Origin of the sequence: Vibrio maerlii (assembly GCF_003415655.1) — a bacterium.
Taxonomy (GTDB): Bacteria; Pseudomonadota; Gammaproteobacteria; order Enterobacterales; family Vibrionaceae; genus Vibrio; species Vibrio maerlii.
Map to the genome: position 1 here is coordinate 148,296 of NZ_QRHC01000011.1, position 11,262 is coordinate 159,557.

Annotated in this window: 10 protein-coding genes; 5 read left to right on the top strand and 5 right to left on the bottom strand. The window is 44.5% G+C overall.

Features of this window, described 5'->3' with window-relative positions; genetic code table 11:
- Positions 1-84 precede the first annotated feature (84 nt).
- Entirely contained in the window at positions 85-984 is a 900-nt protein-coding gene (locus DPF91_RS17940; protein ID WP_117235833.1) for a TIGR03899 family protein, read from the top strand.
- A gap of 19 nt (positions 985-1,003) precedes the next feature.
- Here DPF91_RS17940 and cysC read toward each other — a convergent pair whose 3' ends face one another.
- The 4 genes from cysC to cysD all read right to left on the bottom strand — a co-directional run bounded on the left by cysC (position 1,004) and on the right by cysD (position 5,828).
- The gene (gene cysC, locus DPF91_RS17945) at positions 1,004-1,621 is read right to left on the bottom strand and encodes an adenylyl-sulfate kinase (RefSeq protein WP_117235816.1); all 618 of its coding nucleotides are present in this window, start codon (positions 1,619-1,621) and stop codon (positions 1,004-1,006) included.
- 33 nt (positions 1,622-1,654) lie between these two features.
- Positions 1,655-3,379, bottom strand: coding sequence for an SLC13 family permease (locus tag DPF91_RS17950; RefSeq protein ID WP_117235817.1), 1,725 nt, complete (start codon positions 3,377-3,379; stop codon positions 1,655-1,657).
- 97 nt (positions 3,380-3,476) lie between these two features.
- Positions 3,477-4,904 (bottom strand): sulfate adenylyltransferase subunit CysN, encoded by a 1,428-nt coding sequence (gene cysN / locus DPF91_RS17955; RefSeq protein ID WP_117235818.1) that lies wholly within the window; start codon positions 4,902-4,904, stop codon positions 3,477-3,479.
- Between the two features lie 12 nt (positions 4,905-4,916).
- A complete protein-coding gene (cysD, locus tag DPF91_RS17960; protein WP_277392959.1) occupies positions 4,917-5,828 on the bottom strand; it encodes a sulfate adenylyltransferase subunit CysD in 912 nt (303 codons plus the stop codon).
- Between the two features lie 428 nt (positions 5,829-6,256).
- On the opposite strand from cysD, the gene cpdB reads away from it, so the two are divergent.
- The 3 genes from cpdB (at position 6,257) to DPF91_RS17975 (ending at position 9,618) form a co-directional block, all read left to right on the top strand.
- Positions 6,257-8,236, top strand: coding sequence for a 2',3'-cyclic-nucleotide 2'-phosphodiesterase (gene cpdB / locus DPF91_RS17965; RefSeq protein WP_117235820.1), 1,980 nt, complete (start codon positions 6,257-6,259; stop codon positions 8,234-8,236).
- A 79-nt stretch (positions 8,237-8,315) separates the two neighbouring features.
- Positions 8,316-8,768, top strand: coding sequence for a GNAT family N-acetyltransferase (locus DPF91_RS17970; RefSeq protein WP_117235821.1), 453 nt, complete (start codon positions 8,316-8,318; stop codon positions 8,766-8,768).
- Between the two features lie 10 nt (positions 8,769-8,778).
- Positions 8,779-9,618 carry a DMT family transporter gene (locus DPF91_RS17975; RefSeq protein WP_117235822.1) on the top strand — a complete coding sequence of 280 codons (840 nt, stop codon included), beginning with the start codon at positions 8,779-8,781 and terminating at the stop codon, positions 9,616-9,618.
- 27 nt (positions 9,619-9,645) lie between these two features.
- Here DPF91_RS17975 and DPF91_RS17980 read toward each other — a convergent pair whose 3' ends face one another.
- Positions 9,646-10,215: a LysM-like peptidoglycan-binding domain-containing protein gene (locus DPF91_RS17980; protein ID WP_117235823.1), complete on the bottom strand. Its 570-nt coding sequence runs from the start codon at positions 10,213-10,215 to the stop codon at positions 9,646-9,648.
- A 225-nt stretch (positions 10,216-10,440) separates the two neighbouring features.
- Between DPF91_RS17980 and DPF91_RS17985 the strand changes: the two genes are divergently transcribed.
- Positions 10,441-11,061: a BamJ family beta-barrel-assembly machinery protein gene (locus DPF91_RS17985; RefSeq protein WP_117235824.1), complete on the top strand. Its 621-nt coding sequence runs from the start codon at positions 10,441-10,443 to the stop codon at positions 11,059-11,061.
- The last annotated feature ends 201 nt before the right edge of the window (positions 11,062-11,262 follow it).

Consider the following 11,262-nt stretch of genomic DNA (forward strand, 5'->3'; position numbering starts at 1 on the left):
CACTAAAGACACGGTTATTTGCGCCGATAATACTTAAAGTTATCGATATCGAATCCAGTAGGAAAACTCATGACGGCAGAGCAAATGAAAGCAAGCCAACCTGTAACTATCGAACATCAAGGCGAATCCTCTTCACAAAATCAGTCAGAAAAGAAGACTCACTACATCAAAGATAGTGCAAGCCAGGTGAAGTCTATTGCCAACACCTACGGACTCGATGCGGAACTACAAAAGGATAAACCCGAAAAAAGTTTGCTTGACCGCGCCATCGTTCGTGAACGCAAACTCCGTGAGCAAAAACAGAGAAATCTCGAGAAGATCCTAAAATTTGCCCATGACGCTTGCAAGGATGAAACTGCTGGAGAGCCCGACCAAGATTGGCTATACCGGTTTTTCGATATGGCGCAGGATATTCATAACTCCTCAATGCAAAAGCTTTGGGCTCAGGTCCTTAAACTTGAAGTCACCAATCCAGGCTCTACATCTAATAAAGCCCTCAAACTCCTTAAAGATATGACCCCAAAGGAAGCCCAAAGCTTACAAAGGGCAGCATCACTCGCGTGTAGTTTTGGTGCGGATAACAGTAAAAAGCTATTACTAGGCTATAAAACTCCGCAGGGTATCTTTAGCTTTGGTCGCCGCAATAGCTCTAACACACTGAACCTAGGAAACTACCACCTACCCTATTCAAGCCTGTTACTGCTTATCGAGCTTGGTATCATCTTAGGTACTGAACTGGAATCGGGAGAGATTGACTTTGATCCAGCTCTCACACTCACATATCAAGGTAAACCAGTATCTCTGCAGCCTATGGGCAAGGGTTGTCGCCTACTCTACTATCGTTTTAGTCCTGCGGGAAACGAGTTATGTAAACTGCTGGGCAACAAGCCAAACATGCAATATTACGATCAGCTTGTTGCGCTACTCAGTCAGAAGTTCACTCTACAGGAAGAAGTGAAATCCAGTGTTCATCACACTGTGTAGTTCAGAATCACTGAGGGAATTAGCTAATAATTCCCTTTGCCTTGAGCTCTTCAACACATAACTCCACCAGCTGTTCAACGCTTTTATCCCCTGCAGGAAGGTCTATCTCTGGCTTCAGAGGTTCCTCGTATGCAGAATCAATTCCAGTAAAATTTTTAATCTCACCAGCTCTCGCCTTCTTATACAAACCTTTCGGGTCACGCTGCTCACACACGTCCAATGGAGTATTCACAAATACCTCGAGAAACTCATCTTGAGGGAGAAGGTCTCTCACCATCTGTCGTTCACTACGATGCGGTGAAATAAAGGCGGAAAGGACGATCAGCCCAGCATCTGCCATCAACTTAGCAAGCTCTCCAATGCGTCGAATATTCTCACGTCGGTCCGACTCAGAAAAACCAAGGTCGGAGCACAAACCATGGCGTACATTGTCACCATCTAACAGGTAAGTGTGATACCCCATTTCTGCAAGACGATTTTCCAACGCACCGGCAACGGTTGATTTACCTGAGCCAGAAAGACCAGTGAACCACAATACCGAAGGGCGTTGTTTCTTAAGATTGGCACGAAACTCTTTATTAATCGCATGTTGATGCCAAACGATGTTCTCATCCTTTGATGCAGTCGAAATAGACATACTTAACTTTCCTTATCGAAATCTAGAGTCTTACTAGTAAGGGAAAAAAACGGGAATCAGCGTTAATACCAACACAGAATAGACCAAAGAAATTGGCACCCCGATTCGCAAATAATCTTTTAATTTGTAGTTACCTACGCTGTATACCAGTAGGTTAGTTTGATAACCGTATGGCGAGATAAAGCTGGCGCTCGCACCAAACAACACAGCCATGATGAATGGCATAGGATCAACCCCATACCCCACAGCCATACTGTAGCCAATCGGAAAGGAGAGCGCAGCGGCTGCATTATTAGTGACCAGCTCAGTCAGTACCAACGTCAGTAGATAAGTCGCAACTATCGCACCATATACTCCCCAACCATTGAATGCCTCGATAAACATGGCGCCCATACGCTCAGATAGGCCAGTAGAGATCATCAGTTGCGCAATAGATAATGCTGAACCTACGATCACAACAATATCAACGGGAAAGCGGCGTCTAAGCTCACTAAGTTGAACAACACCAAACGCAATAACAGCAAGCAGATATACAGCAAGCCCTTTGATGATAGGTATCAGGTCAAGTAATGCAGCACCGATGACAGCCGCAAAGCCGAACAACACTAATGCTGATTTATTCGCATCTAGCTTAGCGCTTGAATCTAGGTCATTGATAAGCAAAAATTCTCTGCGATGCTTTGCTCGCTCAGATTCAAAACGTTTACCTGGCACCACAACTAAAGTATCACCAGCGGTGAGATTAATGTTCCCTAAACCACCTTCTAAACGCTCATGCCCACGACGGATCGCCACGACTACAGCGTCAAAGCGGTCACGAAAGCGACTAGATTTTAGCGTCGTATCACAGAAGCTAGCAGATGAACTCACCACTACTTCTAATAGATTCTGACCATTCAGATGGTGTTGGCCAAACAGCGTCAAACCTTGAATCTCTTGCAGAGTGGCAACACTTTCAACATCTCCGCAAAAAAGCAGACGATCTCGAGCCTTGAGAACAAAATTAGGGTCAACTGATGGCATACTTTGACCATCACGAATCACCTCCGCAAGAAACAGTTTTCTCAGATCTCGAAGGTTGTTTTCACTGATACTACGCCCAACGAGTGGTGACCCTGGCTCAACTTTAGCTTCAAGGAAATAGGGTAGCTCTTCTTGTGACTGCTCGTCATAACTAGGAAGCAAATAGCTCAGTGGAATTAAAATTAATACACCTCCCACCAACACGGCTAAACCAATCACAGTCGGAGAAAAGAAACTCAGGCTAGGCAAACCGGCATCTTCAACAAAGCTATTGATAATAAGGTTGGTCGAAGTACCAATCAGGGTTAACGTTCCGCCCAGGATTGCGGCATATGAAAGCGGGATCAATAACCGAGAGGGGGCATGTTGCTGATTACGTTTAATCGCCCCAATGAGAGAGACCACTACGGCTGTATTATTGGTAAACGAAGAGAGTAAAGCCGTAGAGACACCAAGCTTTGCGACAACACTTCCTAAGCTTCCTTGAGAAATATTTCGACTCACCCAGCTGATGAGTAAGGTCTTCTCTAGCGCTGAAGAAGCCAAGATGAGTAGCACCAGTGTAAGCAAAGATGAGTTGGTGAAGTTTGAAGCGATGCTATCAAGCTCAATCAATCCAGCAATAAAAGCGATAAAGGCCGCACCAGCAAATATAAAGCTGGGTTTAATCCTCGTTACTAATAAGCAGGTAATGATTGCCAATAAAACAGCTAGGACAAATCCCTGTTCCCACATGATAGAGCTTCCCTTGTCACACCTACCAGTTAAGGTGCATCAACCTCAACTTTTGCCCCTAAGGTTGATGCACTATAGTAAGTGATTACTTACATTCTTATTTCAATAGTTGGCTTAGATCTTTCGCATCCCAGTGTGGGAAGTGCTTGCGAATCAGTGCATTCAATTCAACTTCAAATGCGGAGAACTGCCCTACTGGTTGCTCTACCAAATCTAAGCTTTGACGAATCAAGCCAGCACCAACCGTTACATTGGTCAATCTATCGATGATTATAAAACCTCCCGTATCTGAGCTGTCTTGGTAGGTATCTACCGCAACCGATTCAGTAAGTGACCACTCACATAAACCAATACCGTTCAACGGTAAATTATCTGTTTCAAACTGCTCAAGGGAGTTGATGTCGTATTGATACCTAAACGCTTCTACCTGACCAACGGTTTTCTTACCCGCAATCTTCACATCATACTGACGGCCGATTTCAAGAGGGGCTTCTGTCATCCAAACCACATCGGCAATAAGATGGTTAGATGATTCAATCGAGGCTTTTTGGTGAACAATCAGATCACCACGACTGATATCAATTTCATCTTCCAATGTCAGAGTCACTGCTTGGCCAGCATAAGCTGTCGTTAGGTCTCCATCGAAAGTTACAATACGTGCAACCTTAGATGACTTGTTGGACGGTAGAGCCTTAATCTCATCGCCAATCGAGATTTTGCCCGACGCAATCGTTCCAGCAAATCCACGGAAGTTCAGATCTGGACGGTTAACATACTGGACCGGAAGACGGAACTCCCCCTCTTCTTTCGCAGTCGCAATATCAACTGTTTCAAGCAACTCAAGTAGTGGTGCACCTTGATGCCAAGCCAGGTTTCGCCCTTTATCCACAACGTTGTCGCCTTCCAGCGCTGAAATCGGCAAGATCTGAATATTGATGTCCTGAGTTAACTTTTTAGCAAACGCCAAATACTCATCACGGATCTCTTCAAAACGCTCTTGCGAGTAATCAACAAGATCCATTTTGTTCACCGCGACAACAAAATTCTTAATCCCTAATAAATCAGAGATGAAAGAGTGGCGACGTGTTTGATCAAGTACGCCTTTACGCGCATCAATCAAGATGATCGCTAGGTCACAAGTTGATGCGCCTGTTGCCATGTTGCGTGTATATTGCTCATGCCCCGGGGTATCAGCAATGATGAACTTACGCTTCTGGGTTGAAAAGTAGCGGTATGCAACATCAATCGTAATGCCTTGCTCGCGCTCAGCCTGTAAGCCATCAACCAATAACGCTAAGTCTGGCTTTTCACCTGTCGTGCCCACCTTTTGGCTATCAGAGTGCACAGCCGCTAATTGGTCTTCATAAATCTGTTTTGAATCATGGAGCAAGCGACCAATTAGAGTACTCTTGCCATCATCTACCGAACCACACGTTAAGAAACGAAGTAACGACTTATATTGGTGTTGGTTCAGGTAACCTTCAATTCCCAGCTCTGCCAGCTGAGCTTCTACTGCACTATTCATTTGTCTCTATCCTTAGAAGTAACCTTGACGTTTCTTAAGTTCCATTGATCCTGACTGATCGTGATCGATCGCTCGCCCTTGTCTCTCACTTGATGTGGCAACGAGCATTTCTTCAATTATCTCAGGAAGTGTGGTTGCCTCAGACTCAATCGCCCCCGTTAGTGGGTAGCAACCTAGTGTTCTAAAGCGCACGTTAATGTGTTCAACTTGCTCGTCTTGTTGGATTTCCATGCGGTCGTCATCAACCATAATCAGCATGCCATCACGCTCTACCACAGGGCGCTTATCAGCCAGATATAGAGGAACAATTTCAATGCTCTCTAGGTAGATGTATTGCCAGATATCTAACTCAGTCCAGTTCGATAATGGAAACACACGAATGCTTTCACCCTTATTAACTTGACCGTTATAGGTTTTCCAAAGCTCAGGCCGTTGATTTTTTGGATCCCAGGTATGGTTCTTGTCGCGGAATGAATACACTCGCTCTTTAGCACGTGATTTTTCTTCATCACGTCGAGCACCACCAAATGCCGCATCAAAGCCATATTTGTTGAGTGCTTGCTTAAGACCTTGGGTCTTCATAATGTCGGTATGCTTAGAAGAGCCGTGGGTAAATGGGCTACACCCCATCGCCAGGCCCTCAGGGTTTTTGTGTACTAACAGATCGAAGCCATACTTCTTCGCAGTGCGATCGCGAAATTCAATCATTTCTTTGAATTTCCAATCAGTGTCCACGTGAAGTAGCGGGAAAGGGATCTTGCCTGGATAAAACGCTTTACGAGCAAGATGCAGCATCACTGAAGAGTCTTTACCTATGGAGTACATCATTACAGGGTTATCAAACTCTGCAGCTACCTCGCGAATGATATGAATACTCTCAGCTTCAAGCTGTTTTAGGTGGGTGAGTCTTTCTTGGTCCATCATTTCTTCCTTTTTAGCTCGACAATGAGCTGGGTCCTAATTCCAAGGTCATAAGTTTATCGATGCAGCAATAGTACTTTTGTTGAAATCCAGCTTAGTTATGCATCACTTCTTAAAAGTGAGACAACTTCCTTCCAACCATAACTCGGTATGAGTCGAGCCGCTGCTAACCTCTAACTTGAGTGCATTATGAACAGACCACCTTATTACTTGAAATTCTAAAATTTCATTCTTTATTACTTAATAAGATAAGAAGAATTTTATGAACATCATTCTGTTTGCCAGATACATTCTAAATTCTTATACTTGGCGCCGAATCTAGCTCAGCAAGAGAGCAGAAGATCACAAATTCGTGATAGAAATAATCTTGCTTACATCCTAATTTGTTACATTACGCAACAAAATCTCGTCCATCCTAATTGGAGCTCTTCATGAAATCGGTAATGAAACCTTTATCAATTGCGGTAATGGCAGGCCTTGGCCTTGCGACTCTATCTGGCTGTACTACAACTCCAGACACAGATGAAGTAATCAAACTACGAGTGGTTGAAACCACAGATATCCACACAAACCTAATGGATTACGATTACTACAAAGATAAGCCAAGCCAAAAAATCGGCCTAGCTCGTACTGCAACGCTAGTTAAAGAAGCACGTGCTGAAGTAACTAACAGCGTACTGGTTGATAACGGTGACTTGCTGCAAGGTAGCCCTATGGGTGACTACATGGCAGACAAAGGCATCAAGGCTGGTGAAGTTCACCCTGCATATAAAGCAATGAACCAACTAGACTACGATGCGGGTAATATCGGTAACCACGAATTCAACTACGGCCTAGAGTTCCTAGCAGAGTCGATCAACGACGCTGACTTCCCATACATCAGTGCAAACGTATTTGATGCTGAGACTGGAGAGCACTACTTCAAGCCATACATCATCAAGACTCACACGCTCCAAGATACAGCGGGTGTAGAGCACGAAGTTAAAGTGGGTTACATCGGTTTTGTTCCACCACAAATCATGGTTTGGGATAAGAAAAACCTAGAAGGTAAAGTAACCGCTGCTGACATCAAAGAAACTGCAGAGAAGCTTGTTCCTCAGATGAAAGCTGAAGGTGCAGAAGTGATCGTAGCGGTACCTCACTCAGGCGTATCGACAAATCCTTATAAGCAGGGTGAAGAGAACTCAAGCTACTACCTGTCTGAAGTTGAAGGTATTGACGCAATCGCATTCGGTCACTCTCACCAAGTATTCCCTGGTAAGGGCTTCGACAACATACAAGGTATCGACAACGAAAAAGGCACAATCAACGGCGTAGCGTCTGTAATGCCTGGTCGTTGGGGTAGCCACGTAGGTGTAATCGACCTAACACTGGTTCAGAAAAACGGTAAATGGGAAGTAGCACAAGGTGAGTCTGAAGCGCGTCCAATCTACGACAGTGCAAACAAAAAGTCTCTAGCAGATGCGGATGCGGGTATCGTTAAAGCGCTAGAAGAAGACCACAAAGGTACTCGTGCATTTGTAAACCAACCTATCGGTAAAGCAAGTGACGTAATGTACAGCTACCTAGCACTAGTGCAAGATGACCCAACAATTCAGATTGTTAACCTTGCACAGAAAGACTACGTAGAAACATTCATTCAGGGTGATCCTGACCTAGATGGTATCCCTGTACTTTCTGCGGCAGCACCATTTAAAGCTGGCGGCCGTAAGAACGACCCTGCAGGCTACACAGAAGTAGAAGCGGGTGAGCTAACATTCCGTAACGCAGCTGACCTTTACCTTTACCCGAATACACTGGTTGCTCTTAAAGTAACAGGTAAAGAAGTGAAAGAGTGGCTAGAGTGTTCTGCTGGCCAGTTCAAGCAAGTAGATGTTAACTCGACAGCACCTCAGGGTCTAATCAACTGGGATGACTTCCGTACTTATAACTTCGACGTAATCGATGGTGTTAACTACCAAATCGATGTCACTCAACCAGCTAAGTACGATGGTAACTGTAAAGTTATCAACGAAGGCTCTGAGCGTATCGTAGGCCTTACCTTCCAAGGCAAGCCTGTTGATATGAAGCAAGACTTCATCATTGCGACTAACAACTACCGTGCATACAGCAACAAGTTCCCAGGTACTGGCGCTGACTTCATCGCATTCGATGCTCCAGATGAAAACCGTACAGTACTTGCAAACTACATCGCTAAAGTGAGTAAAGAGGAAGGTCAGGTTGTTCCGACAGCAGACAACAACTGGTCTTTCGCTCCAATCAAAACAAACAAGAAGTTAGACGTTCGTTTTGAAACAGCACCAACAGATAAAGCTGCTCAGTTCATTGCTGATAAAGCTCAGTACGACATGAAGCGCGTAGCAACTGACGAAGTTGGTTTCGGTGTTTACCAAATCGACCTAACAAAGTAAGCTCTTAATTAGCTTAACATTAATGGCTAGGCAGTGTGCCTAGCCATTTTTTTATCTGGTCAATGATATAGGGATAGAAATGATTAACTGGAAAACCATTCCATTTGAACAACTGACTAACCATGAACTCTATGAGTTACTAAAGCTAAGGGTTGATGTATTCGTTGTAGAGCAAACATGTCCTTATCCAGAGCTTGACGGCAAAGATAGAATGATGGGAGTTCAACATTTACTTGGCTACCAAAACGATGAGCTGGTCGCATGTGCTCGTCTGATCCCTCAAGGTATCAGCTTCCCAAGCGTGAGTATCGGCCGAGTCGCAACAAAGCAATCAGCTCGAGGTGGAGGTTTAGGGCATAAGTTAATTCAGCAAGCTATCAACGAATGCGACCGCCTATGGCCAAAAGAGTCTATCGAGATTGGAGCTCAAGAACACCTTGCACCTTTTTATGCTAAGCATGGCTTTGTACAAACCTCTAGGATGTATCTAGAAGATGATATTCCTCACGTCGATATGAAGTTAACGAAATAGAGGCATATTGGTGTCTGCACAGTCCTTCGCTATTTTACTACTCATTGTTGGCAACTTAGCTGCTTCGTTGTCAGACGTGGCTGTAAAACTATTAAATGGGGAGGTTTCTAGCTTTCAGTATGTGTTTATACGCCAACTACTCTCTACTGCCGTTCTACTGCCATTCTGGTTCAAGCAAAGTAAAGAAAAGCGAGCTCTAGTAGCAAGAGGCCTAACGATAGCAAGAGCACAGCTTGTGCTGATTGGAAGTGGCTGTATGCTTGTAGCAATAACTCACCTGCCTTTGGCAACCGCTAATGCTGTATTTTATGCAGCACCACTTTTAATGCTTCCGCTTTCTATCTTGCTACTCAAAGAGACCCCTTCATTATCTAAAGTGTTTGCCTCAATCATTGGTTTTTGCGGTGTATTGGTAGTACTGAGACCTTCTGAGTTCCATTGGGCAGCGATCTTTGCCCTTGGTACAGCATCCACAATCGCACTGTTCAATGTGACCGCTCGCAGGCTCCCTGCAGAACAACCCATCATCAGCACTCTGTTTTGGACAAGCTTGCTCTCTCTTCCTGTAGCTAGTGTGCTCGCTTTAGCAACATGGCAACCTCTGAGTAGCGAAGCTTTGATTTTAATTTTAGGAAGCGCTGCACTGATTCTCGGTTACAACGGTCTCGCTATTGCAGCCTACCGTAGAGCGCCTGCAGGAAATATAGCGGTAGCTGAAAACTCGGGATTACTCTTTGTTACTTTGTTTGGAGTGATGTGGTTTAGTGAAGTGCCTGATTGGCTTACAGGGATTGGTATTGTGATGATTATTGTACCGCTACTGCCTTGGAGAAAACTAAAGCGAGGGTAAGCGGTACGTATGCAAAATATTGAGTTGTTACTTACTGCGGCCGAAGCCGCCATCAGAAAGTCGGAAGAACATTACTGATGTTCCCGCTTTTTCTAACTGTAAAATATCAAGCTCACCATTCGACGACAATTTGAAGCGTACAATCTGCCCCTGTTTAATGCGGCTTAGCGGTTTATCATGCCCTTCTATCGTCACTAGCTTGTTTAGGTCAGCCATCGGTAGCTCATTTGCTCTAAATACATTCGCTAACGTATCACCACTTTTCACTGTATACGATTGCCAGCCAGTTTCAGCCATTGACTCTGACTTCTTCTCATTGTCGACAACCTCACTTAGCCCTTGGTTGTTTAGAGAGATAGCAACACGTTCATTAGATGGTTTGGGTGTTGATACTGTCTCTTTATTAGGAGCAGGCAATACGAGCAGAACGAGAACGACGGGGATCAATACGGACAGAATTCGGCGATGAAGTTTAGGTAAGGTAAACCAAAATACTTTTATTTGGTCGAGCTTAGACTTCCACTCAATCGCAGCAAACTTTTCTTTTGCCTGAGCGAGATGATCGACTTTTACCTTCTTCTTATGACGGCGATTCATTTATTCTTCCTCTGCTTCCCTCTAACCAGTATAAAAATAGAAATTACAACTGTATAGAGTTTACTGACCTGAATAGTAAACCAATTTTAACGAGCAATAAAATAGCGTTCATTTGCTATGTGTCACGACGAGCAAAACAAGCTCACTATCAGCATGGTTTGGTTTATTCACCCCTCAAGAACTGTTATCCTTTGGCCTTTATTTAATTAAATAAGAGTGACAATAATGTCTGAAGTTAAATTTGAAACTGTAGAGCAAAAAGCTAGCTACGGTATCGGTCTACAAATGGGCCAACAACTAGCAGGTTCTGGCCTAGAAGGTCTAAACGTTGACGCCATCGCAGCAGGTATCGCTACTGCACTAACTGGTGACATGCCAGCTATCGAAATCGATGAAATCAACAACGCTCTACAAGAGCTACACACTCGTGCTCAAGCGGTTCAAGCTGAAGCGGCAAAAGCTGCTGCAGCTGACGGTGAAGCGTTCCTAAAAGATAACGCTCTACGTCCTGAAGTAACAGTTCTTGAGTCTGGCCTACAGTACGAAATCATCACTGAAGGTACTGGTGAAATCCCAACTTCTGACAAGCAAGTACGTGTACACTACCACGGTGAGCTAACTGACGGCACTGTATTCGACAGCTCTGTATCTCGCGGTCAACCAGCAGAGTTCCCAGTAACTGGCGTTATCGCTGGTTGGGTTGAAGCTCTACAAATGATGCCTGTAGGTTCTAAGTGGAAACTATACATTCCACAAGACCTAGCATACGGTGAGCGTGGTGCAGGTGCAGCGATCCCTCCTTTCGCAGCTCTAGTATTCGAAGTTGAGCTGCTAGCTATCCTTTAATAGCAAACACTCAAGTTTTTCAAAGCCCAGCTATGTAGCTGGGCTTTTTTGATCGTGAGAGCTAGAGAGCTAGAGAGCTAGAGAGCTAGAGAGCTAGAGAGCTAGAGAGCTAGAGAGCTAGAGAGCTAGAGAGCTAGAGAGCTAGAGAGCTAGAGAGCTAGAGAGCTAGAGAGCTAGAGAGCTAGAGAGCTAGAGAGCTAG